This is a genomic window from Paraburkholderia sp. BL27I4N3 (genome assembly GCF_003386115.1).
Taxonomy (GTDB): domain Bacteria; phylum Pseudomonadota; class Gammaproteobacteria; order Burkholderiales; family Burkholderiaceae; genus Paraburkholderia.
This window is the reverse complement of record NZ_QREJ01000001.1, coordinates 2,862,285-2,886,242: the sequence shown is the minus strand read 5'-3', so window position 1 is coordinate 2,886,242 and position 23,958 is coordinate 2,862,285. Positions and strand designations below refer to the sequence as shown.

Annotated in this window: 23 protein-coding genes; 16 read left to right on the top strand and 7 right to left on the bottom strand. The window is 63.7% G+C overall.

Annotated features, from left to right (window positions below):
* Positions 1-87: 87 nt before the first annotated feature.
* Positions 88-1,083 carry an LLM class flavin-dependent oxidoreductase gene (locus B0G71_RS13210; protein ID WP_116142340.1) on the bottom strand — a complete coding sequence of 332 codons (996 nt, stop codon included), beginning with the start codon at positions 1,081-1,083 and terminating at the stop codon, positions 88-90.
* Positions 1,084-1,496: 413 nt separating this feature from the next.
* Positions 1,497-1,652 carry a hypothetical protein gene (locus B0G71_RS41350; protein WP_181916769.1) on the bottom strand — a complete coding sequence of 52 codons (156 nt, stop codon included), beginning with the start codon at positions 1,650-1,652 and terminating at the stop codon, positions 1,497-1,499.
* Between the two features lie 180 nt (positions 1,653-1,832).
* Between B0G71_RS41350 and B0G71_RS13200 the strand changes: the two genes are divergently transcribed.
* Positions 1,833-3,434: a rhodanese-related sulfurtransferase gene (locus B0G71_RS13200; protein WP_116148574.1), complete on the top strand. Its 1,602-nt coding sequence runs from the start codon at positions 1,833-1,835 to the stop codon at positions 3,432-3,434.
* 5 nt (positions 3,435-3,439) lie between these two features.
* On the opposite strand, the gene B0G71_RS13195 is transcribed toward B0G71_RS13200, so the two are convergent.
* Entirely contained in the window at positions 3,440-3,679 is a 240-nt protein-coding gene (locus tag B0G71_RS13195; RefSeq protein ID WP_147308675.1) for a hypothetical protein, read from the bottom strand.
* 648 nt (positions 3,680-4,327) lie between these two features.
* Between B0G71_RS13195 and B0G71_RS13190 the strand changes: the two genes are divergently transcribed.
* Both B0G71_RS13190 and B0G71_RS13185 read left to right on the top strand, forming a co-directional pair.
* Entirely contained in the window at positions 4,328-4,879 is a 552-nt protein-coding gene (locus tag B0G71_RS13190) for a hypothetical protein (protein WP_116116581.1), read from the top strand.
* Positions 4,880-4,907: 28 nt separating this feature from the next.
* Entirely contained in the window at positions 4,908-5,861 is a 954-nt protein-coding gene (locus B0G71_RS13185; protein ID WP_106285970.1) for a patatin-like phospholipase family protein, read from the top strand.
* A gap of 24 nt (positions 5,862-5,885) precedes the next feature.
* Here B0G71_RS13185 and B0G71_RS13180 read toward each other — a convergent pair whose 3' ends face one another.
* On the bottom strand, positions 5,886-7,166 hold the full coding sequence (locus B0G71_RS13180; RefSeq protein ID WP_116142337.1) for a type II toxin-antitoxin system HipA family toxin: 1,281 nt from the start codon (positions 7,164-7,166) through the stop codon (positions 5,886-5,888).
* Positions 7,156-7,512 carry a helix-turn-helix domain-containing protein gene (locus tag B0G71_RS13175; RefSeq protein ID WP_199730111.1) on the bottom strand — a complete coding sequence of 119 codons (357 nt, stop codon included), beginning with the start codon at positions 7,510-7,512 and terminating at the stop codon, positions 7,156-7,158. Before B0G71_RS13175 ends, B0G71_RS13180 begins: the two co-directional genes overlap by 11 nt.
* A 436-nt stretch (positions 7,513-7,948) precedes the next feature.
* On the opposite strand from B0G71_RS13175, the gene B0G71_RS13170 reads away from it, so the two are divergent.
* The 10 genes from B0G71_RS13170 (at position 7,949) to astE (ending at position 18,669) form a co-directional block, all read left to right on the top strand.
* The gene (locus B0G71_RS13170) at positions 7,949-8,638 is read left to right on the top strand and encodes an ABC transporter permease (protein ID WP_012432581.1); all 690 of its coding nucleotides are present in this window, start codon (positions 7,949-7,951) and stop codon (positions 8,636-8,638) included.
* Between the two features lie 4 nt (positions 8,639-8,642).
* Positions 8,643-9,356: an ABC transporter permease gene (locus B0G71_RS13165; RefSeq protein ID WP_116142336.1), complete on the top strand. Its 714-nt coding sequence runs from the start codon at positions 8,643-8,645 to the stop codon at positions 9,354-9,356.
* 81 nt (positions 9,357-9,437) lie between these two features.
* Entirely contained in the window at positions 9,438-10,229 is a 792-nt protein-coding gene (locus tag B0G71_RS13160) for an ABC transporter ATP-binding protein (protein WP_012432583.1), read from the top strand.
* Positions 10,230-10,254: 25 nt separating this feature from the next.
* Positions 10,255-11,304 carry a GlxA family transcriptional regulator gene (locus B0G71_RS13155; protein ID WP_116142335.1) on the top strand — a complete coding sequence of 350 codons (1,050 nt, stop codon included), beginning with the start codon at positions 10,255-10,257 and terminating at the stop codon, positions 11,302-11,304.
* A gap of 140 nt (positions 11,305-11,444) precedes the next feature.
* Complete coding sequence (locus B0G71_RS13150; protein WP_116142334.1) at positions 11,445-12,680, top strand: aspartate aminotransferase family protein; 1,236 nt, start codon at positions 11,445-11,447, stop codon at positions 12,678-12,680.
* Between the two features lie 41 nt (positions 12,681-12,721).
* Entirely contained in the window at positions 12,722-13,780 is a 1,059-nt protein-coding gene (gene aruF, locus B0G71_RS13145; protein ID WP_116142333.1) for an arginine/ornithine succinyltransferase subunit alpha, read from the top strand.
* Entirely contained in the window at positions 13,777-14,817 is a 1,041-nt protein-coding gene (gene astA / locus B0G71_RS13140; RefSeq protein ID WP_116142332.1) for an arginine N-succinyltransferase, read from the top strand. Before aruF ends, astA begins: the two co-directional genes overlap by 4 nt.
* Before the next feature lie 2 nt (positions 14,818-14,819).
* Complete coding sequence (astD, locus tag B0G71_RS13135) at positions 14,820-16,283, top strand: succinylglutamate-semialdehyde dehydrogenase (protein ID WP_116148572.1); 1,464 nt, start codon at positions 14,820-14,822, stop codon at positions 16,281-16,283.
* 9 nt (positions 16,284-16,292) lie between these two features.
* Complete coding sequence (astB, locus tag B0G71_RS13130) at positions 16,293-17,633, top strand: N-succinylarginine dihydrolase (RefSeq protein ID WP_116142331.1); 1,341 nt, start codon at positions 16,293-16,295, stop codon at positions 17,631-17,633.
* On the top strand, positions 17,617-18,669 hold the full coding sequence (astE, locus tag B0G71_RS13125) for a succinylglutamate desuccinylase (protein ID WP_258875583.1): 1,053 nt from the start codon (positions 17,617-17,619) through the stop codon (positions 18,667-18,669). Before astB ends, astE begins: the two co-directional genes overlap by 17 nt.
* Before the next feature lie 67 nt (positions 18,670-18,736).
* Here astE and gstA read toward each other — a convergent pair whose 3' ends face one another.
* The gene (gene gstA / locus B0G71_RS13120) at positions 18,737-19,357 is read right to left on the bottom strand and encodes a glutathione transferase GstA (protein WP_116142329.1); all 621 of its coding nucleotides are present in this window, start codon (positions 19,355-19,357) and stop codon (positions 18,737-18,739) included.
* Between the two features lie 126 nt (positions 19,358-19,483).
* Between gstA and B0G71_RS13115 the strand changes: the two genes are divergently transcribed.
* Positions 19,484-20,392, top strand: coding sequence for a LysR family transcriptional regulator (locus tag B0G71_RS13115; RefSeq protein ID WP_116142328.1), 909 nt, complete (start codon positions 19,484-19,486; stop codon positions 20,390-20,392).
* Between the two features lie 246 nt (positions 20,393-20,638).
* Positions 20,639-21,433 carry an ABC transporter substrate-binding protein gene (locus B0G71_RS13110; RefSeq protein WP_116142327.1) on the top strand — a complete coding sequence of 265 codons (795 nt, stop codon included), beginning with the start codon at positions 20,639-20,641 and terminating at the stop codon, positions 21,431-21,433.
* Positions 21,434-21,527: 94 nt separating this feature from the next.
* Here the strand turns inward: B0G71_RS13110 and B0G71_RS13105 are convergent, their stop codons facing one another.
* Entirely contained in the window at positions 21,528-22,286 is a 759-nt protein-coding gene (locus B0G71_RS13105) for an acetoacetate decarboxylase (RefSeq protein ID WP_106285981.1), read from the bottom strand.
* Between the two features lie 265 nt (positions 22,287-22,551).
* Between B0G71_RS13105 and B0G71_RS13100 the strand changes: the two genes are divergently transcribed.
* Positions 22,552-23,922, top strand: coding sequence for an EAL and HDOD domain-containing protein (locus B0G71_RS13100; RefSeq protein ID WP_116142326.1), 1,371 nt, complete (start codon positions 22,552-22,554; stop codon positions 23,920-23,922).
* Positions 23,923-23,958: the final 36 nt, after the last annotated feature.

The following is a 23,958-nucleotide window of genomic DNA, read 5'->3' as shown; positions in this document are numbered from 1 at the left end:
ATTGATGACGCGGTCGAGTCGCGCCGATCGACAAACAAGGGCGGCCACCGGCTACCCTTTTTGCATTCGTCGACGAAGTTACCGGTCTTATTTGCCGCCCGCCAACTCCTCACGCACTTGCGCGCCGATCTCGAATGAGCGCAGCCGCGCCTTGTGATCGTAGATCTGCGCGGTGAGCATCAACTCATCCGCACCGGTTTGCTCGATGATCGACTTCAAGCCTTCGCGCACCGTATCGCGATCGCCCAGCGCCGTGCAGGCGAGCGAGTGCGCCACGCCATTCAATTCCATCTCCGACGCCTCGAGCCGTTCGACCGGCGGTTGCAGCTCACCCGGCGTGCCACGTCGCAGATTGATGAACTGCTGCTGCAGTGAGGTGAAGAGACGCTGCGCTTCTTCATTCGTATCCGCGGCGAACAGATTCACGCCGACCATCGCATGCGGCTTGTCGAGCGTAGCCGACGGACGGAATTGCGAGCGATACACCTGCAACGCCGTGAGCATGTAATCCGGCGCGAAATGCGAGGCGAAGGCGAACGGCAAACCGAGCGCCGCCGCGAGTTGCGCGCTGAAGAGCGACGAACCGAGCAGCCACAGCGGCACGTTCAGGCCTGCGCCCGGCACGGCGCGAATGCGCTGCCCCGGCACGGGGTCGGCGAAATAACGCTGCAATTCGACGACGTCGTCAGGGAACGAGTCCGCGCTGTTTTGCAAGTCGCGGCGTAACGCGCGCGCGGTGCTCTGATCGGTGCCGGGCGCGCGGCCGAGGCCCAGGTCGATACGGTCGGGATAAAGCGACGCGAGCGTGCCGAACTGTTCGGCGATGACGAGCGGCGCATGGTTCGGCAGCATGATGCCGCCCGAGCCGACGCGGATCGTTTTCGTACCGCCCGCGACATAGCCGATCACCACCGCAGTCGCGGCGCTGGCAATGCCCGTCATGTTGTGATGTTCCGCGAGCCAGAAGCGGCGATAGTTCCAGTTTTCCGCGTGCTGGGCGAGGTCGAGCGTATTCCTGAACGCGTCGGCCGGCGTGGCGCCCGCGGTGACCGGCGAAAGGTCGAGGACCGAGAAGGGGATCATTGTCTGTTCACTTGTTGTTTCCGGCGCTGTCGCGCGATGGGGCATTCTCCCAAAGCTTGCGCTTTTCTGCTGACGGCGTCGCGATGTCCACGTTCTTGAAAGGGGGTTTGCTCGCGCAGGCGTGGCAAGGGCGAAACGGCGAACTGGAGACGATTAGGCGTTACATGCAAACCCGCATCGCAGCGCGAGCGAGCAGCAGGTGGCCGATATCTTCGCACGTGGCGCCGTGATCGAAGGGCGTGCCGATGTGTCGCACTGTTGTTGACCGACACCTTCAACGCCGCACTCGCTCGTGGTGCGTGAGCGCCGTCGATCAGCGCCATCCAAACCTGTCTTCTCAACTATCGATGACCCAGGCCCTGATGGCCGGACCGCCTACGCGAGTTCGCCGGCCGGATTACGGCGCTCGTCGATCACACCGTGTGGGCTTGATCCACGCGCCGCGTGGCGCGGAAATTGCGCAGCATCTCCGTACCGCCGAAGACAGCACACTGCGAAAAACAGCCGCAGCCAGGCAGTTCGACGCCGGCGCCGTGGATGCGGTGTCGCCTTGCACCGGTGATGTTCATCGTGTGAGCGACGCGTTTAGTGACCGTACGTCGATCAGCATTCACGTGTACGGTGCAAATATCGGTGCGGTGACACGCGGTCCGTCTATCCGGGCGGTGCGCCCGCAAGCCGCTCATCTCCGGCTACGCGAACGACGTGTTGCCGAACATCTGGAATGTGGCAAAGGAGTCCTTCATCTCATGAGTTTCGTTCAGGCATTTCGTACCCGATCATTCGAAGACGTGCGCCGCACACTGCTCGATCGCGAGGAAATCGCGCTCGTGGACGTGCGCGAGGAAGATCCGCACGCTCGCAGTCATCCGCTGTTTGCCGCCAATCTGCCACTGTCGCGGCTCGAACTCGACGCGCCCGTGCGCTTGCCGCGCCAGGCCGTGCCGATCGTCGTATTCGACTCTGGCGAAGGACTCGCAGAACGTGCCGCGCGCCGTCTGGACCAGTTGGGCTATACCGACGTTGCCTTGCTCGAAGGTGGTTTGCAAGGTTGGCGCGAGGCCGGCGGCGAGCTGTTCCAGGACGTCAACGTGCCGAGCAAGGCGTTCGGCGAACTGGTGGAAAGCGTGCGGCATACGCCGTCGCTCACGGCGCCGCAGGTGCAGGCGCTGCTCGATCAGGAAGCGGACGTGGTGGTGCTCGACGCACGCCCCTTCGACGAATATCAAACCATGAATATTCCCGGCAGCATCAGCGTGCCCGGCGCGGAGCTGGTGCTGCGCGCGCGTCAGCTTGCGCCGAATCCGGCGACGCGGATCATCGTCAATTGCGCAGGGCGCACGCGCAGCATCGTCGGGGCGCAGTCGTTGATCAACGCGGGCGTGCCGAATCCGGTCGCGGCGCTGCGCAACGGCACGATCGGCTGGACGCTGGCCGGCCAGGCGCTGGCGCACGGCAGTTCGCGCCGCTTCGAACCGATTGCCGACGATCAGCTGCGTCTGGCGGCTGCCGATTCCGCACGCGCGGTGGCGGATCGCGCGAGGGTGGGCCGCACGTCACGCGACGAAGCACGCCGCTGGGCCGGCGAAGCGGTACGCACCGTATATCGCTTCGACGTGCGTACGCCGGAAGAATACGAAGCGGGCCACGTGCCGGGGTTTCGCAGCGCGCCGGGCGGCCAGCTCGTGCAGGAAACCGACATGTTCGCGCCAGTGCGCGGCGCGCGCGTGATCCTCGCGGACAATGACGGCGTGCGCGCGAACATGACCGCGTCGTGGCTCGCGCAGATGAACGTCGAGGTATATGTCGTCGATGGTTTGATGGCCGCGGACTTCGGCGAGAAGGGATCGGCGCCCGCGGTCCGCCATGCTCCGACGCCGCCCGACGCCGATGAGCTCACGCCGGCCGGCTTGGTGACGCTGCTGCAATCGCGCGGCACCGCCGTGCTCGATTTCACCAGCAGCGCGAACTATGTGAAGCGTCATATTCCCGGTGCGTGGTTCGTGATTCGCAGCGAACTCGCGAAGGCGCTGCACAAGCTGCCGGATGCGCAGCGTTATGTGGTCACCTGCGGCAGCAGCCGGCTCGCGCGCTTCGCCGCGCCCGACGTTGCGGCATTGACCGGCAAACCGGTGCAGGTGCTGAGCGGCGGCACGGCGGCGTGGATCGAAGCGGGCTTGCCGGTCGAGAGCGGCGAGACACGCATGGCATCGGCGCGCATCGATCGTTACCGGCGGCCTTATGAGGGCACCGACAACGCGCGCGAAGCGATGAACGCGTATCTGGAATGGGAGTACGGTCTCGTCGCGCAACTCGGACGCGATGGCACGCATGGGTTTTGCGTGATCTGAGCGCATCAGCCGCGCGCGGCGCGCTTGCTTGCTTGAACCGCCGCGCGTGAGCGCGTCGCGCCGCGCGAGAAAATCTCGCATATTTGCTTGGCAGAATAACGCGTTTGTCTTATACAAAGGCCTGCCTTATCGTCGATGGCAAATCCACTCGTTGCCACGACGTACGCGCTGCCCATGACCACCTCCCGTTTTTGTTTCGCAATCCGATCTGTTCTGAAGCGCGCGTTGTTTGCAACGCCCGGCATTGCGGCGCTCGCAGCGTCGGCCTTGCCGTGCGCGGCGGAATCAAACATCGCAGAATGACTCGCTGCTGCAGGCGGTCGGACGCACTGCCTTTACGTCGATTTCGCGCCCTTGAAACGCACCGTCGAAAAGCGCTGAGAACCTCGCGGCCCAACGCAAATCATCTGCCGATTCGGTGTAAACGCGCTCTCGTCTAAACCCGCCAATGCGTTTAGATTAGTCACACTTGGAAGGCTTATCGAGGGACCAGGGCGGCCAATCAAGCAGCGGTTTGCCATTCCGGCGATGGCGCAAGGTGAGCAGCCAAGGTTGCTCACCGCTTCGTCCGGAACCAGACCGCTGCGCGTCGTCCGCGGTGCTTCGTTGTCAGGCGGCCGAAACGGCCGCTTCCATTTTCCGGTTGACCGTATCGACCGACCCGGCGACGCTTTGCACAGCGTCGCCTTTTTGCTTGTGGCGACGGTTTTCAACGTGCTTCGCCGCGTGAACCCCCGCCATCGCCGCCGCCTCCCTCCGCCATCGTGTACGACGGTGCACACCGCCTTGCCGCGCCCGCTCGCGGTTTTCCTCATGCGCGGTTATCCTGTAGCAGACACTACACAACGGGATGCGCGCCTTCGCGGCCCGCGTCCGTACAGGAAAAACTCGCTGTGAGCCTCAAACTGCTGACTGTCGCCATGCTGGCCGCGTGCGTCGCGTTGACCGGTTGCGACGACCAATCGAGCGACCGCGCCGTGCAAAAACTCAAGGAATTCTTCAACGCCGTCAAACCGGATGCGTTGCTGCTCAAGGACATGACGCCGGGCGTCACGACCGAAGCGCAAATCCGCGACCAGATGGGCAAGCCGGAAACGGAGCGCACGTTCACCGACGGTTCCAAACGCTTCGAATATCCGCGCGGCCCGCAAGGCCTGAATACGTACATGGTCGACATCGATCGTGACGGCAAATTGCAGGCGATCACCCAGGTGCTCACGGCGGCCAACTTCGCAAAGATCCGCATGGGCATGAGCGAGGACGAAGTGCGCCGGCTGCTCGGCAAGCCCGGTCAGGTCGCGGTGTTTCCGCTCAAACCGGAAACCGTCTGGAGCTGGAAGTGGCGCGAAGGCGGCGTGACCGAAGAGGGTATCTTCAACGTGCATTTCGACCAGTATCAGAAGGTGTACACGACATCGCGCTCGGACGTGATCCGGGGACGATAGAAGTGAGAAGACACAAGCGGGGAAGAAGATGATTCGTCGACGTCGATACAGCCGGATCGGGCTGGTGTTAGGGGGCGGCGCCGCGCGCGGCTGGGCGCATATCGGCGCGATTCGCGCGCTGCACGATGCGGGCATCAAGCCCGATGTGATCTGCGGCACGTCGATCGGCGCGCTGGTGGGCGCGGTATACGCGAACGGCGACCTCGACTGGCTCGAGGAGTGGGTCTCGCGGCTCACGTGGCAGACGGTGGTGCGCCTGCTCGATCTGCGGCTCTCGGGCGGCCTGCTCGGCGGCCGCAAAGTGATCCAGCTCTTCGCCGACAAATTCAATGGCCGCTCGATCGCGCAACTGAACATGCCGTTCGCGGCCGTCGCCACCGAACTCGATTCGGGCCGCGAGAGCTGGTTGCAGGACGGCAGCGTGGTCGACGCGGTGCGCGCCTCGATTGCGATTCCCGGCATTTTCACGCCGGTGTGGCACAACGGCGTCTGGCTGGTGGACGGCGGCCTGAGCAATCCGGTGCCGGTTTCCGTGGCGCGGGGCATGCGCGCGGACTGCGTGATCGCCGTCGATCTGAACAACGACATTCTGAATGGCCGCGATTTCGGCGGCGCGGTGGTCGATACGCCCGCCATCGATCCGACGGCGCCGCCGCCACTCGCGCTGCGCCGCAACGGCAAACCCTGGCCGAAGTGGCTCGCGCCCGCCGACGCTCGCACCACCGACGACGTGCGCGTGCCGCCCGCGCCGAGCGCCCGCGTGCCGTCCATGCTGAGTTCGATCGCGCAGAGCATCGACATCATGCAGGTGCGGATCACGCGCAGCCGCCTCGCGGGCGAGCCGGCGGATATCCTGATCCAGCCGCGTCTGGGCGGCATGGGGATTTTCGACTTTCACCGCGCGGCGCCGGCCATCGAGGAAGGGCGCGCTGCGGTCGAATATATGCTGCCGGCGATCCGCGCGAGGCTGGGGATCGATTAGGGAGATGCGGCGCCGTGGCCGAGTCTAATGGAGCAAGGCCGCGAGCGTCGGCGGCGCATTTTCAAATACGAATGGATTGAGGAACTGGCGCCGCCACATCAGATTACGATCCACTTCGCTCAGCTGAGCCTCGGTGCAAACCGGGTTCCATCGATCGCAGATCACCTCGATCTGATGCTCGGCCAGCGCAGCGGCTTCGTCGGCGGAGAGCAGAAATAGCGGCGCTGCCTTCAGGCAGGTTTCAATTCTGCTGAAGCGCTCGTTGCCGACGATCAGCATGGCCTGGGTGGCTTCATTGCCGGCTCGCGCCTGTGGACAGATGTCGTACGCCGGCGTGAGCGCCAACTCCTTTCCATTCCAGTAGGCTGCGTGGTTGCGCGCATGGTCGTCGGTATTGCCGCACAGCACGTTGAAGAGCATGCGCGCGAACAGTTCTTTGAGCGTCGCTTTCGGGGCGCTGAAGCGATGGCGGATCAGCGTGGCGAAGTCCTCATAGCTTGCATAGCGCGCCATCATTTCGTCGAGCCCGAATAGCGTCAGCGCCGACACCATCGCGCGGCGTTGCCAGCCGTCTGCTGCGCGCACGCGGTCGAACCGTTCCACGAGCAATACATCCTTGCCGCCGACGTGCTTGAGCGTGACCGGCGCGGCATGAATGCCGACTTCGGACGCAAGGCGCATGGCAATGTATTCGGCTTTCACGACGCTGTAGACGTCGCTTTGGGAAGAAAACTTCGCGATGAATTTCCGGTTGTGCGTGGTGATCAGCGCTTTGGGGCGCGCGCCGCCGATCGAACTTCCATGAAACAGCGCGCGCTCGAGATCGGGACTCAGCGGCACGCCACGTTCGACACTTGCAACTGCGTTCAATAGATCGCTGAAGGATGCAGTGGCCGTTTCCCGAGGTACGTACTCGGTTGGCGACAACTGGAAGTCCAGGGCCCCGATTCGATCCGAGCCCGACTCGAGCAGATACGTCAACTCGTCGAGGTCGGCGGTGCCGATCTGGGAACCCCGCACGCCAAGCTTGCGACTGATGATGACCCGCCGGCCCCACGCGTCCGGGGCTCCGTCGCGGATGCTTCCCGGAATCGATAAACCGTCGGACAGAGGGATCGTCCCGCGTTGCAGCGGCAACTCGGGCGCATAGAGCGGGATGGCGTCGTCGCGTCCGAGGTAACTTTGGCCGTAGTTGAAGAGAATCCGGTCGCCGACAACGGCCAGTCGCCCAGCGACCACGGGTTCGGCTGCGCCCGGGAGCCAGAACCAGACAAAGGCTTCCTTATACGAGGCTTCAGAAATCATCTTTTGTTTCGATGCGAGGTGCGCGCGCGGCGCGTGGCAACAGCGTCAACATGTCTGCGTTGGCCTGAATAGCATTTGCCAGACTCGTGCGGTCGGCATCGAAAAGACGTACGCCGACCACGGCGGCTGCTTCGAACACCGCACCGATCGAGCAGGATGGATCGCCTTTCTCGATCCGCTGTATGAGGCTGCGGGACAATCCTGTGCGCTCGGCTAACTGGACCAGGGGGATTTTTCGTTCGAGGCGCGCGCGGCGAATCAATTGCCCGAGCAGCAAGGCAGCTTCCAGACTGTAGCGCGAGGCGGGACGTGTCACCGAGTTAGGCATAAGAGCGGTATGGTTCATATATGAGTCACAAAGGGCCTTCGTGACTCGTTTGTGAACCATTATGGGTCAGTTCAAAGCGAAAAACAACGAATGACTTGTATATGAATCACGAAGGCCCTTCGTGATTCATATACGAGTCGCCGAAGCCATTTCCGAGCGGCTTATCGCCTCGCGCCGACGCCCTTGATCTATCGAAAAAGCGACCCGAAACTTGCTAATTCGCAGCGGCGCTCGGCGCGCGCGTCCCGCTTGACCAACGCCAATTCCCTGCAAAACCAAGCCCTGCAAGCCTCGCCGCGCGCCACAGCCCGTCTTGTTGCGTCGCAACAAAGCTTCCGCCCGCCTTTGAGAAATTAATTTTCGCTTGCGAGACTGCGCGCCATGCTGGACGAGTGGGGCAGAGACAAGCCGACGCCGTCCGAGACATCCTCAAACAACCTGGATGGAGACACGCGTGTTCCTATACGGCTTTGGTCCGGTGTTGCTGGCCGGCACGATCCAGACGATCGAGCTGTCCGTCCTGTCGCTGGCGGCCGCCGTGCTGCTCGGCCTCGCGGGCGCGGCGGCGAAACTCTCGTTCAACCGCCCGCTGCGGGCAATCGCGACCGGCTACACGACACTGATCCGCTCGGTGCCCGACCTCGTGCTGATGCTGCTGCTGTTCTACAGCATCCAGATCGCGGTCAACAATCTCACCGACGCGCTGAATCTGCCGCAGTTCGATATCGATCCGTTCGTGGCCGGCGTGCTGACGCTCGGCTTCATCTACGGTGCGTACTTCACCGAGACCTTCCGCGGCGCCTTTCTGGCGGTGCCGCGCGGCCAGCTCGAAGCGGGCAGCGCCTACGGCATGAGCGGCGCGCGCGTGTTCACGCGCATCCTGTTCCCGCAGATGATGCGTTTCGCGCTGCCGGGCATCGGCAACAACTGGCAGGTGCTGGTGAAGGCGACGGCGCTGGTGTCGATCATCGGTCTCGCCGACGTGGTCAAAGCCGCGCAGGACGCCGGCAAAAGCACCTTCAACATGTTCTTCTTCATCCTGGTCGCCGCGTTGATCTATCTGGCGATCACCACCGCGTCGAATCTCGTGCTGATCTGGCTGGAAAAGCGCTATTCGATCGGCGTGCGGCACGCGGAACTCTAAGACCATGATCGACATCCTCAATCAATTCTGGCGCGCGTTCCTGTACTGGGACGGCCAGCGCATGTCCGGGCTCGCCGTCACGCTGTGGCTGCTGGTGGCGTCGATCGGCATCGGCTTCGTGCTGGCGATTCCGCTGGCGGTGGCGCGTGTATCGAAGAAGCGCTGGCTCTCCACGCCGGTGCGTCTTTACACTTACGTGTTTCGCGGCACGCCGCTGTACGTGCAACTGCTGCTGATCTATACCGGCCTGTACAGCCTTGAATTCGTACGCTCGCATCAGGTGCTGGACGCGTTTTTCCGCAGCGGTTTTCATTGCGCGATTCTTGCCTTCGCACTGAACACCTGCGCGTACACCACGGAGATTTTCGCCGGCGCGATCCGCTCGACCTCGCACGGTGAAGTGGAAGCGGCGCGCGCCTACGGCATGAGCTGGTTCACGATGTACCGGCGCATTGTGATACCGTCCGCGCTGCGCCGGGCCTTGCCGTTGTACAGTAACGAAGTGATCCTGATGCTGCACGCCACCACGGTCGCGTTTACAGCCACGGTGCCGGACATCCTTAAGGTGGCGCGCGACGCGAATTCGGCCACTTACCAGTCGTTCGACGCGTTCGGCCTCGCGGCGCTGATTTACCTCGTGGTGTCGTTCGCGCTGGTGGCTTTGTTCCGCCGCGCCGAGCGTCATTGGCTGGGTTACCTGGCGGTGCGCACGCATTGAAACGCGCCGTGTTTGCACAGGACGGCGCGCGCAATGCGTGCCGTCACGAAGATTGATCCGTATTTTCAAAGGGAGAGCATCTTGCTCCACACGACGCAAACCGAAGCTTGCAAGCTCGCCGTACAGGACATCCACAAGCGCTACGGCGACAACGAAGTGCTCAAGGGCGTGTCGCTCAATGCGAACAAGGGCGACGTGATCAGCATCATCGGCGCGAGCGGGTCGGGTAAGAGCACCTTCTTGCGCTGCATCAATTTCCTCGAGCGGCCGAACGCCGGGCAGATCGTCGTCGACGGCGAGATGGTGAAGACGAAAACCGATCGCGCCGGCAATCTCGAAGTCGCCGATCACAAGCAGTTGCAGCGCATCCGCACGAAGCTCGCCATGGTGTTCCAGCACTTCAACCTGTGGGCGCACATGAATGTGCTCGAGAACATCGTCGAAGCGCCGATTCATGTGCTGGGTCTGAAGCGCAAGGAAGCCGAAGACCGTGCGCGCGAATATCTCGAGAAGGTCGGTCTCGCGCCGCGCCTCGAAAAGCAGTATCCGTCGCATCTGTCGGGCGGGCAACAGCAGCGTGTGGCGATTGCCCGCGCCCTGGCCATGAACCCCGACGTGATGCTGTTCGACGAGCCGACTTCCGCGCTCGATCCCGAACTGGTCGGTGAAGTGCTGAAGGTCATGCAGAAGCTCGCCGAAGAAGGCCGCACCATGATCGTCGTCACGCACGAAATGGGTTTCGCGCGCAACGTGTCGAACCATGTGATGTTCCTGCATCAAGGACGTACCGAAGAAGAGGGCTTGCCCGCCGAAGTGCTCAGCGCGCCGCGCAGCGAGCGGCTCAAGCAGTTCCTGTCCGGCAGCCTGAAGTAACGCGCGGGTCGCGCGGATTCACTCGATGCCTCGCACGTCCAGCCCGGCTCGCACCACGCAGGTCGCCATTGTCGCCTTGCCGCCCGTGTCGATGTCGGGCGTCGGGCCGATTGTCGACGCGCTCAATCTCGCCAATGAAATCGACGGCCGCGCGCTGTACCGCCTGCAGGTGTGCTCGTGGGACGGCCGCGCGGTGCCGCTCGCGGGCGGCGCCCAGTGGCCCGCGGACGCCGCCTTCGGCGACGCGATTGCGTGCGACTGGCTGATCATCGTCAGCGAGCGCTTTCAGCAATTTGCCGACTATCGCCTCTTTCTCGCCAGCCTTTCGCGCGTCGGCCAGCGCACGCCGCTCGTCACCGGCATTCATCACGGCGTCTGGTGGCTCGCCATGGCAGGGCAGTTGTCCGGCTATCGCGTGAGCGTCAACTGGGAAACCTATCAGCAGTTCTCGGAGCAGTTCGAGCGCTCCATCGTCACGCAGCAGATCTTCGAAATCGACCGCGATCGCGCCACTTGCGCGGGGGGCCAGGCGACCGTCGACTTCATGCTGGCGATGATCGGCCGCGAGCACGGCCCCGAACTCGCGGACCGGATTGCCGACACGCTCGGCGTCGGCGTATTGCGCGCGGGCGAGGAGCGTCAGCGCATTCCGTTCGTGACCGCGCCGGGCGAGCGTCATCCGCGCCTGAACGACGCGCTGCTGCTGATGGAAGCGAATATCGAAGACCCGCTCACCACCGACGAGATCGCCGGTCTGGTCGGCGTGTCGCGGCGGCAGTTGGAGCGCCTGTTTCGCCAGTATCTCGGCTCGATGCCGTCCAAATACTATCTGGGACTGCGGCTTTCGAAAGCGCGCACGCAATTGCAGCGCACCAGTAAGTCGGTGGTGCAGATCAGTCTCGCTTGCGGGTTTTCGTCGGCGGCGCACTTTTCGAATGCGTACCGCGAACGCTTTGGTGTCACACCGCGAGAGGATCGTCGTAACTGGATCGACAAGCAGACGGGCGCAAGCGGTGCGGCGGCCAGCGAGCCGCGGCCGGGTGCGCTGATCGAGCGGCCGGATCAGGCGGATTGATCCGAACGAGCGCGTGGCCAAGGCTCAAGCCCGGCCGATTCGCGTGGAACCTCATAGAAAGCGTCGCGTATGCGCAAGACGTATTGCGTGCGGTTTCCTACACTACCTGTATTACCTCTCACCTGTAACGAGGATTTGCCATGAACGACCTGACAGTGACACGCCAGACCTTCGACGAAGTCATGGTGCCGGTGTTTTCGCCCGCCGCCTTCGTGCCGGATCGCGGTCTCGGCTCACGCGTCTGGGATACGCAAGGCCGCGACTATATCGACTTCGCCGGCGGCATCGCCGTCACCGCTCTCGGTCATGCGCATCCCGAACTGCTGAACGTGCTGCACGAGCAGGGCGGCAAGCTGTGGCACATCGGCAATGGCTATACCAACGAACCGGTGCTGCGCCTCGCCAGACGGCTCGAAGACCTGACGTTCGCCGACCGCGCATTCTTCGCCAACTCGGGCGCGGAAGCGAACGAGGCCGCGCTGAAGCTGGCACGCCGCGTCGCGTTCGACCGCCACGGCGCGGATAAATACGAAATTATCTCGTTCACGCAGTCGTTCCATGGCCGTACGTTCTTCACGGTCAGCGTCGGCGGCCAGCCGAAGTATTCGGAAGGCTTCGGCCCGGTGCCGGCCGGCATCACCCACTTGCCGTACAACGACATCGAAGCGGCAAAGAAAGCCATCGGCGCGCAAACCTGCGCGGTGATCGTCGAGCCGATTCAGGGCGAAGGCGGCGTGATCCCGGCGGATCCGGCGTTCCTGAAAGCACTGCGCGAAGCCTGCGATCAGCACGGCGCACTGCTGATTTTTGACGAGGTACAAACGGGTGTGGGCCGCAGCGGCTATTTCTACGCGTACGAAGAAACCGGCGTGACGCCGGACATTCTCACCACCGCGAAGGCGCTGGGCAATGGTTTCCCGATCGGCGCGATGCTGACCACCAATGAACTGGCCGCGTATTTCAAGGTCGGCGTGCATGGCACGACGTACGGCGGCAATCCGTTGGGCGCGGCGATCGCTGAGAAGGTGGTCGAGCTGGTCAGCGACCCGAAGCTGCTGGAAGGCGTGCGCTCGCGCAGTGAAGCGTTGAAAGGCCACCTCGCGAAGTTGAACGAACGCTTCGGCCTGTTCACGGAAGTGCGCGGCCGGGGTCTTCTGATCGGTGCGGAATTGACCGATGCCTTCAAGGGCCGAGCGAAAGATTTCGTCACGGCGGCAGGCCAGCACGGCGTGATCATGCTGATGGCCGGTCCTGACGTACTGCGTTTCGTGCCGTCGCTGATCATGCCGCTCGACGACATGAACGAAGGCTTCGAACGACTCGCCAAGGCCATCGAAAGCATTGTCGGCGCGAAGGCCGAAGCGGCGTCGAACTGAGCCACGGCATTGATCATGCGTCACATTCAACAGGAACGATGATGCTCTTCGTACGCCCAGGCCGCCTCGCCGATCTCGACGCGCTCGAACATATGGCGCGCACCGCGCAACCGGTGCTGCATTCCCTGCCGCACGACCGGCGTGCGCTCGAAGCGCGCGTCGCGTTATCGGAAGACTCGTTTCGCGCGGAAGTCGATTTTCCGGGCGAGGAGTTCTATCTGTTCGTGCTCGAAGATGCGCAGAGCGGCAAGCTGATGGGCACGGCGAGCATTGTCGCCGCGGCCGGTTATTCGGACCCGTTCTACGCATTTCGCAACGACGCGCTGATTCATGCGTCGCGCGAACTGCACGTGAACCGCAAGATTCACGCGCTGACCATGTCGCATGAGTTGACCGGCAAGAGCCGCCTTGCGGGGTATTACATCGATCCGTCGCTGCGTGGCGACGCTGCCGCGCATCTCATGTCGCGTGCGCGAATGATGTACATCGCCGCCAATCGCAAGCGCTTCACGCCCGAGGTGTTTTCGCTGCTGCTCGGCGTGACCGACGAAAACGGCGTGTCGCCGTTCTGGGAAGCGGTGGGGCGCAAGTTCTTCGGCCGCAACTTCGCCGACATCGAGATCGAATCGGGCGGCCGCAGCCGCACGTTCATCGCTGAAGTAATGCCCACGTATCCCATCTATGTGCCGTTGCTGCCCGAGGCGGCGCAGCGCGTGCTCGGCGAGCCGGATTCGAAGGCCTTGCTCGCGTATGACATTCACCTTGAAGAAGGCTTCGAGACGGATCGCTATATCGACATTTTCGACGCGGGTCCGGTGTTGACCGCGCAGGTGGATCGCAGCGCCTGCGTCACGCGCAACGAAACGCGTGTGGTGCACGAGAACGATGCCCCCGCCGACGGTTCGACGTATCTGATCGCATATAACGGCGCCGATGGCGAGTTCCGCTGTGTACTCGGCGAATTGACGGCAGCTAAAGAAGCCGGCGCCTCGATGCCGCACGCGGCGCGAGCGGCGCTCGGCGTCGAAGAAGGCGACACGGTGCGCTGCGTGCCCCTGCACCAGCCGCATCAGGATGAACAATCGGGAGAGGCACGATGATCGTCGTTCGCGTTGTGCAACGAGGCGATGTGGACGCGCTCATGCGGCTCGCGCAGGAAACCGGCCCGGGTCTCACCACCTTCAAGCCGGACCGCGACGCACTCGCGGCACGCGTGGAACGCGCGCGCCGTACGATGGAAGACAAGGCCGAGCCGCATGAAGCCGGCTACTTCTTCGTGATGGAAGACACGGACACGGGCGACGTCGCCGGTGTGTGCGGCATCGAAACCGCGGTCGGCCTGCAACAGCCGTTCTACAACTACCGCGTGAGCACCGTGGTGCACGCAAGCCAGGACCTCGGCATCTGGACGCGCATGCGCGCGCTGAACATTTCGCACGACCTGACGGGTTATGCCGAAGTGTGCTCGCTGTTCCTCAGCCCGCGTTATCGCACGAGCGGCGTGGGCGGCTTGCTGTCGCGCTCGCGCTTCATGTTTCTCGCGCAGTTTCGCGAGCGTTTTCCGCAGCGTCTGTGCGCGGAATTGCGCGGCCATTTCGACACCGAAGGCACCTCGCCGTTCTGGCGCGCGGTCGGCTCGCATTTCTACCAGATCGATTTCAATGCGGCGGACTATCTGAGTTCGCATGGCCGCAAGGCGTTCCTCGCCGAGTTGATGCCGCGCTACCCGGTGTATGTCGAGCTGTTGCCGGAAGAGGCGCAGGAGTGCGTCGGCCTTACGCATAACGACACGATTCCGGCGCGCCGCATGCTCGAATCGGAAGGGCTGCGCTACGAGAATCACGTCGATATCTTCGACGCGGGTCCGGTGCTCGAATGCCATATCGCCGACTTGCGCACCGTGCGCGAGAGCGTGGTGGTGCCGGTCGAGATCGCCGCGTCGAACACCTCGGGCGCGCCGCAGGATGGACCGAAATCGATGGTGTCGAATACCTCGTTGGGCGATTTTCGCGTCGGCGTGGTGGCGGGCGTGCCGCAGGACGGCGTATTCCGTCTGAGCGCGATTGAAGCCGCGGCACTCGACGTCAAGGCAGGCGACCTCGTGCGCGTGCTGCCGCAGAAACACAAACAGGGATGATCATGAGCGAGCTTTTCATCGACGGCGAATGGGCCGCCGGCACAGGACCCGCATTCGCGTCGCGCAACCCGGGCACGGGCGCGACGGTGTGGGAAGGCAACAGCGCCTCGGCGGACGACGTCGACCATGCGGTGCGCAGCGCGCGCCGCGCCTTCGCCGCGTGGTCGGCGTCGAGCCTCGACGAGCGTTGCGGCGTGGTGCGCCGCTTCGCCGCGCTCGTGACCGAACGCAAGGAAGCGCTGGCTGAAGCGATCGGCCGCGAAACCGGCAAGCCGTTGTGGGAAGCGCGCACGGAAGCGGCTTCGATGGCGGCCAAGGTCGAGATCTCGATTCAGGCTTATAACGAGCGCACGGGCGAAAAGCGTTCGGCGATGGCGGATGGCACAGCGGTGCTGCGGCATCGTCCGCATGGCGTGGTGGCTGTGTTCGGGCCGTACAACTTTCCGGGGCATTTGCCGAACGGGCATATTGTGCCGGCGCTGATCGCGGGCAATGCGGTTGTCTTCAAGCCGTCGGAACTCGCGCCCGGCGTGGCCGCGCTCACCGTGCAGATCTGGCGCGACGCCGGCTTGCCCGCGGGCGTGCTGAATCTCGTGCAAGGCGAGAAGGACACCGGCATTGCGCTGGCGAATCATCGGCAGATCGACGGTTTGTTCTTCACGGGTAGTTCGGATACCGGAACATTGCTGCACAAACAGTTTGGCGGCCGCCCGGAAATCGTGCTGGCGCTCGAAATGGGCGGCAACAATCCGCTCGTGATCGGCCCGGTGGCCGACGTGGATGCCGCCGTGCATCACACGATTCAGTCGGCGTTTCTGTCGGCAGGGCAGCGCTGCACCTGCGCGCGCCGCATTTTCGTGCCGAACGACGCGGGCGGCGATCGCTTCATGGAACGCTTGACCGAGGTCACGTCGCGCATCACGGTCGGCGAATACAACGCCGATCCGCAACCGTTCATGGGCGCGGTGATCTCGGCGCGCGCGGCGTCGCGGCTCGTTGCCGCGCAGGAACGTTTGCTGGCTGACGGCGCAAGCGCTTTGCTGAAGATGGAACAGCGCGACCCGAAGCTCGGCTTCGTCACGCCCGCGATTCTCGACGTCACGAGCGTGAAGAATCTGCCCGACGAAGAACACTTCGGTCCTTTGGCACAAATCATTCGCTACGGCAGCTTCAACGAAGCGCTGGAGCAGGCCAACGACACCGAGTTCGGTCTCTCCGCCGGCTTGCTCGCCGACGACGAAACGCTCTGGACGCATTTCCAGCGCACCATCCGCGCGGGCATTGTCAACTGGAACCGGCCGACCAACGGCGCCTCGTCGGGCGCGCCGTTCGGCGGGCCGGGCCGCTCGGGCAATCACCGGCCGAGCGCGTACTACGCAGCCGACTACTGCGCGTTCCCGATGGCATCCGTCGAAAGCGCGCAACTGCAAATGCCCGCGAGCGTCTCGCCGGGCCTTCAATTCTAAGGATCGACGATGCAAGCCACTGAAGCCAATTTCGACGGCCTGGTCGGCCCGACCCACAACTATGCGGGGCTCTCGTTCGGCAACGTCGCGTCGCAGAACAACGAGAAGTCGGTTGCGAATCCGAAGGCGGCGGCGCGGCAAGGCCTGCGCAAGATGAAGCAATTGGCCGACCTCGGCTTTCATCAGGGCGTGTTGCCGCCGCAGGAGCGTCCGTCGATGCGCCTGTTGCGCGAACTCGGTTTCTCCGGCGACGACGCCACCGTAATCGCGCGTGTGGCCAAAGACGCGCCCGAGTTGCTGGCCGCGGCGAGTTCGGCGTCGGCGATGTGGACCGCGAATGCGGCGACCGTGAGCCCATCCGCGGATACGCACGACGGCCGCGTGCATTTCACGCCGGCCAATCTGTGCAGCAAGCTGCATCGCGCGATCGAACACGAGTCGACGCGCCGCACGCTGCGCGCGATCTTCAACGACGCCGACCGCTTCGTGGTGCACGAGGCGCTGCCCGGCACGCCCGCGCTCGGCGACGAAGGCGCGGCGAATCACACGCGCTTCTGCGCGGACTATGCGGCGCGAGGCGTCGAATTCTTCGTGTATGGCCGCAGCGAGTATCGGCGCGGGCCGGAGCCGAAGCGCTTCCCGGCGCGTCAAACCTTCGAGGCGAGCCGCGCGGTCGCGCATCGTCATGGCCTTGCCGAAGCGGCTACGGTGTACGCGCAGCAGAACCCTGACGTGATCGACGCGGGCGTGTTTCATAACGACGTGATCGCAGTCGGCAATCGCAATACGCTGTTCTGTCATCAACTGGCGTTCGTCGAACAGAACGCGGTGTACGACGAACTGCGTTCGAAGCTCACCGGCCTGAAGGCGGACTTCAACGTGATCGAAGTGCCGGACGCGCAGGTGAGCGTGGCCGACGCCGTCACCTCGTATCTGTTCAACAGCCAGTTGCTGACGCGTCCGGACGGCAAGCAGGTACTGGTGGTGCCGCAGGAATGCCGCGAAAACCCGCGCGTGGCGGCATATCTCGACGATCTGGCATCGCATGCGGGCCCGATCGACGACGTGCTGGTGTTCGATCTGCGCGAAAGCATGAAGAACGGCGGCGGTCCGGCGTGTCTGCGTCTGCGTGTCGTCCTCGACGACGCGGAACGCGCGGCGGTGACGCAAGGCGTGTGGATCAACGACACCTTGTTCGGCCGACTCGATACGTGGATCGAAAAGCATTATCGTGATCGCCTCGCGCCCGCCGATTTGACCGATCCGCAATTGCTCGCCGAATCGCGCACCGCGCTCGACGAACTGACGCAGATTCTCGGTTTGGGCTCGCTGTATGACTTCCAGCGCTGAGCGCGATATGCCGGTTCCGATGCTCGACGATTTTCTGGCCTATACGCTGGCGGGCACGCGACCGGCCGCGAATGAAGTCCAGGGCACGTGTGCCGGCGGCGTGCGCTGGTCGTGGCTGGACGACGGCGTGTTGTTGATGGAGCCGGCGGCGCAGGAAGAGGGCGTGCGCAGCGTGCTCGTCTCCGCCGGCGTGCACGGCGACGAGACCGCGCCGATCGAACTGCTGGGTTTTCTGGTGCGTGACATCGCGCAAGGCACGGCCGCGCTGACTTGCCGCCTGCTGGTGGTTCTCGGCAACGTCGACGCCATGCGCGACGCGTGCCGCTATCGCGACGACGATCTGAACCGGCTCTTCAGCGGGCGTCATCTGCAAGTGCCGCAGAGTTATGAAGCACCGCGTGCCGCCGCGCTCGAACAGGCGGCGACGCAATTCTTCGCGGCAGCATCGAGCGAGCCGGGCGCGCGCTGGCATATCGACATGCATACGGCGATCCGCGCATCCGCTTTCGAGCGGTTCGCGTTGCTGCCGCATACCGGCAAGCCGTTTTCGCGCGCGATGTTTGAATGGCTCGGCGAGGCGCGTATCAGTGCGGTGCTGTTGCATACCACCAAGGGCAATACGTATTCGCATTTCACCGCGCAGGCGTGCGGCGCCGAAGCGTGCACGCTGGAACTCGGCAAGGTGCGTCCGTTCGGTCAGAACGATCTGACGCGTTTCGCCGGCGCCGATCACGCGGTGCGTCATCTGCTGGCGGGCATGCGCGGCGAGGTTCGTGCGGAACTGCCGCGCGCATTCACGGTGATCGATCAGATCACCAAGCAAAGCGACGCGTTCGAATTGCTGGTCGCCGCCGATGTCGCGAATTTCACGCCGTTCGCGAAAGGCACCGTTCTCGCGCGCGATGGCGAGTACCGCTATGTCGTGCGGCACGAAGAGGAACGGCTCGTGTTTCCGAACGCGACGGTCAAGCCCGGTTTGCGCGCCGGCTTGATGGTTGTCGAGACGACGCACGACACGTTATCGAAACTCGTGTAGTCCACGACTACGCAAGCCACTAACGTTGCGCGCCAGGGCGCGCAACGTTTCTCACGTGCGCCGCCGTTTAAGCCGCGTTCGCGCGGATCAGACCTTCCGCTACCATCGCTTGCCGCACCTTCGGCCGTGCCGCAACGCGCTCCAGATACGCCTCCAGCTTCGGATAAGCGCCAAGATCGATCGACAGCATGCGCGCCCAACTCAGCACGGTGAACGCATACGCATCGGCGGCTGAGAACCGTCCCGTCAGATAGTCGCGTGCCGCGAGCACCTTGTCGAGTTCGCTAAAACGCGTGGCGAGTTTCGCGCGGCATTCAGCCTTCGTCGACTCGGCCGTCTCCTGATGCCAGAGCCACGGGCTGAACGTCTTGTGCAATTCCGTGCTGATATACGTGAGCCAGCCGAGCGCTTCGAGCCGTTGCGGCGATTCCGCGGGCGGCAGCAGATCCGACTCGGGCGCAAGATCGGCGACGTATTGGAGCAGCGCGGCGCCTTCGGTGTGGCGCGAGCCATCGGCGAATTCGAGCAGCGGCACATAGCCGCGCGGCGAGATTGTGTAATAGTCGTCGCCGTTGGCGAGCTTGTGCGTTTGCAGATTGACCTTGATGCCTTCGAAGTCGAGATCCGCTTCGCGCAATGCAACGTGAACCGCCAACGAACAGGCGCCCGGCGAGTAATAGAGTTTCATGGTTTCACCGCTATAGATGAGGATAAAGTCCCGGCAGGTGCCGGTGGCAAAGCTCGTCGGCCGACAAGTCCATGTGGTAAAAGTAGCCCGGATCGCATTCCGGATAAACAGGCGGCTTGCCAAACCATGCGTGCAAAAACGCAATACGAACTGACCTCGGCGGATACGCAGACCATTCTCGCGCTCGTGCGCGCCGGCACGCTCGCGGAAGCCGCGCAGCGTTTGGGTATCGACGCCTCGACCATCTTTCGCTCGGTGCAGCGGATCGAACGCGGGCTGGGGCAGCGTTTGTTCGAGCGCTCACGCAGCGGCTATCGCGCCACGCCGCTCGGCGCGCAACTGGCGCGTCACGCCGAGCGCATTGAAAGCGAACTCGCGGCGGCGCGCTCGACGGTGCAGGCGAGCAGCGATCGCGTGTCCGGCAGCGTCCACGTGACGACCACCGATACCGTGCTATACGGCCTGCTGTTGCCCGCGCTGCATGATTTCGTGGCGCTGCATCCGGCGTTGTCGTTCGAGCTGACGGCGACCAACAGTCTCGCGAGTCTCACCAAACGCGACGCCGATATCGCCGTGCGCGCCACGCGCCGCGCGCCGGATCATCTGGTCGGCAAGCACGTGGGCCCGCTGCGTATCGCGGTGTTCGCCGCCAGCAGCAGCGGCATCCAGGCGAGTGATGTCGATGCGCTGGCGCGCTGCGACTGGGCGGCCCCGGACGCCTCGCTCGGCGATCATCCTTCCGTGCTCTGGCGCAAGCGTCATTGCCCGACAGTTGAGCCGCGCTACAAGACCAACAGCGTGATGGCGGTGTTCGAACTCGTGGTGCGCGGTTTTGGCGTCGGCATCTTGCCGACCTTTCTCGCGCGCGGCCGCGACGATCTCGTGCAATTGACGCCGCCGCTCGACGAAGCCGAGTCGCAGGTGTGGGTGCTTGCGCATCCGGAGTCGCGTCATTTGCCGCACGTGGCTGCCGTCTATACGCATCTGTCGCAACAACTCAGCGGCGCTTTCGCAGCCGGCGACGGTGCGCTCTAACACGTTCGGCTTTGCCTGAACGCGACAGCTATTTACACCTTTACGCGTGAGCCCAAGGCGCGTGCGCAGCGACGCGTCACACGGCGCGCCCGCAGGCGCGGCAAACGCAGCCTGTACAATCGCGGCCTCGCGGCTGTTGCGCTGCACCACAGCGGCCGCACGAGTTTGAAGCGCAATTTTGGCCCGGCAATCATGCTTGCCCGGAGTCGGCTCTGTCTTATTCAATACCGTAGAGGAACACCCGTAATGAAGATGAATTGGCGAAACATGGCTGCGCTCGCGCTGTTCGCAGCGGCTTCGGTCACGGCCGGCACCGCAGCGGCGGCCGATATCAAGGAAGTGCATTTCGGCGTCGAGGCGTCGTATGCGCCGTTCGAATCGAAGTCGCCGTCGGGCGAGCTGCAGGGTTTCGACATCGACGTCGGCAATGCCGTGTGCGCGAAGCTGAAGGCCAAATGCGTGTGGGTGGAGAACTCGTTCGACGGTCTGATCCCGGCCTTGCAAGCGCGCAAGTTCAACGCCATCAACTCGGACATGACGATCACGGATCAGCGCCGCCAGGCGATCGACTTCACGGATCCGATCTATACGATCCCGAATCAGATGATTGCAAAGAAGGGCAGCGGTCTGCTGCCGACGCCGGCGTCGCTCAAGAGTAAGCATGTCGGCGTGCTGCAAGGCACGATTCAGGAAACCTACGCGAAGGCGCGTTGGGCGCCGGCCGGCGTCGACGTGGTGCCCTATCAGACGCAGGATCAGATTTACGCCGACCTCGCGTCGGGGCGTCTCGACGCCGCGTTCCAGGACGCGGAAGCCGCGTCGAAAGGCTTCCTGAAGAAGCCGCAAGGCGCGGGCTTCGAGTTCGCCGGTCCGGCCGTCACCGATGAGAAGCTGCTCGGCGCGGGCGTCGGCTTCGGCATCCGCAAGGGCGATAAGGCTCTGAAGGACGCGCTGAACCAGGCGCTCAAGGAACTGAAGGCGGACGGCACGATCGACCGTTTCGCAGCGAAGTACTTCGATGTGAAGGTGGTGTTGAAGTAACGCGCGTCTTAAGTGATTCGTTGTAGCTGATGCAGACGGCCGCTAATCGCGGCCGTCTGCATTTGAGGCGTTGCGAAAGGCGACCGCTAATCGATCAACGCACGTTTGCTTCCGGCTGATCGAGATAGTCGAACACGACTTCGCCGAGACCGAGCGTGAGATCGGCAAGCAGATGGCGTGCTTCGACGATCTCCAGCACCGGCAATTCCGCGACCGGCGCGAGCGCGTGCGGCGCCAGTTCGAGTGCGGCCGGACCGGTCCATGCGCCTTTCAGATCGATGTCCTGCAGGTAGTAGCGCACCAGTTCGCAGATACGCGGCGTGCCGTCCACATGCGGAATCACCTTGAGCAAGAAGTTCGGCGTTTCGAGGCGCTTTTTTTGCTGCGCCAGATCGAGTTGCCGATGCTTGTAGCCCATGGTGCCGGTGGCGATGCGCACCGGGCCGTAGTCGAGCGTGCCGACAAGCGTGTCGGTATGCACGGCGAGCACCGGGTTCGCGAGCTTCTTCGGAAAGCCCCACAGTTCTCGGCCGCCGGCGATGGGCGGATGGTCGTCCAGATACATGGCCAGCGTGTAGCCGCCGGCCACGCCCTTGTACGACACGGGGATCACCTGGCCGCTTTCCGTGTAATCGCCAAAACCCGTCGAATCCGGCATGCGGATGAACTCGTAGTGCACCAGCGGCTCGCCGATCTCGAGCGGCTCGGGCACCACGGCGCGCAGTTTGTCCGGATCGGTGCGGTAGGTGATGATCAGAAATTCGCGGTTGATGAACCGGTACGGACCCATGGGGAATGCCGGGCTCGTGATCGGCATGGCGAAGGCATTTGACAGCACGCTTTTGACGTCCATGTTTTTCCTTGGTGGTTAAACGCGGGTGGAACGCTTCTGCACTGCACAAGAGTATCGGCGATTTTGCGTCGCCTCGCTTTCAGACTGATCTCCAATTATTTCCAGATATTGCTTCACGGACGTGTCCACGCATGGCGGCCTGCGCTAAAATTGCCGAGCCCATCGCGGGCGCTACAGCCTTGATGGCTTGAGACGCGCGCTAGCGGTACGGCGAAAATCAAAATACAGCAGTCAGCGCCGGGGCGGCGCTTAGCGGGGGAGTGCAATGACCACCATCGCAGTCGAGAATCCGGGCCACGCGGGTGCAACGGACAATGCGCAATTGAATGCCAGTTTCGCGCGGCAGCCTATTCTCAATCGGGACGGCATGCTGTGCGGCTACGAGATCAAGGTGCGCGCACCGGAATGGTCCGCGCAGACGGCGGACACCGCACATGCCGCGGGGCATGAGAGCAGCGATGCCGGCGCATCATCGCACCGCGCGCCCGATCCGGCGCAACGTGTGGCGCAAGCCATCCTTCACGGCCTGCTTCAGGGCAATGTGCGCGGTGCGCTGACCGGACATCCTGCATATGTCGACGTCAGCCGCGAGATGCTTTTCGACGACGCGATTCTGAGCTTGCCCGCCGAGCGCTTCATGCTCGAACTGGTGCCCACCATCGAGATCGACGAGGCGCTGGTGGCGCGTATCGTCCATTTGCATGGGCGGCGCTATCGCTTCGTGCTCGACGAGGTGACCCAGCCCAACGAAGGCTTCGCCAGACTGCTGCCTTACGCCGAAGTCGTCAAGATCGATTTCATGCACGCGCCGCGCGCGCTGCTGCCGAAACTGGCGAGCGTGCTCAAGTCGGCGGGCAAGCTGCTGGTCGCCTCGGGCATCGACGCGCAGGCCGATTTCGAAACGGCGCATGGACTCGGCTTCGACCGCTTTCAGGGCTACTTCTTCGCGCGCGCGCAGAACTCGGCGACGCGCCGTGTCAGCGCGCCGCGCCATGCGCTGCTGAACCTGCTGCAACTGCTCTCGGGCGATCCGACCGTCGCGCAGCTCGAAGCCGAACTCAAGCTGAACCCCGTGCTGGTGATGCACCTGATGAAGCTCGCCAATTCGAGCGGGCTGGCGGTCGGCCACAAGGTCACGACACTGCGCGAAGCGATCAACGCGACCGGCACCAACCGCATCGCGCGCTGGACCCAGCTGCTGCTCTACGCCGACGGCCGCAAGGTCGCGCTCGAGGACGACCCCTTGCTGCAACTCGCCGCGACCCGCGCGCGCTTCATGGAGCTGGCAATCGAGCGTCTGCCCGAAGCCGGCCGCGACGAAGCCGACGCGGCGTTCCTGACCGGCGTATTTTCATTTGTCGACGCGGTGTTCGGCGGCTCGCTCGAAAGCACCCTGAACGTGCTGACGTTGTCGCGTCCGATCCAGGCGGGCATTCTGCATCGGCAGGGCGTGCTGGGGTTGCTGCTGAGCGCGGTCGAAGCGCTCGAATGCGGCGCGTGGGATGAGATCGGCGCGCTGTGTGAACGCTTGCAGCCGTTGACGGTGGAAGAGGTGGCGGAACTGGGTCTGGTGGCCGGCGCGTGGGCCGGTGTCGCGGACCGCAGCGCGCAAGGTCTGGAAAGAATCGAGGATTGAGTTCAGCGATTCAGCCGGAGACCGCTGCATGTCAGG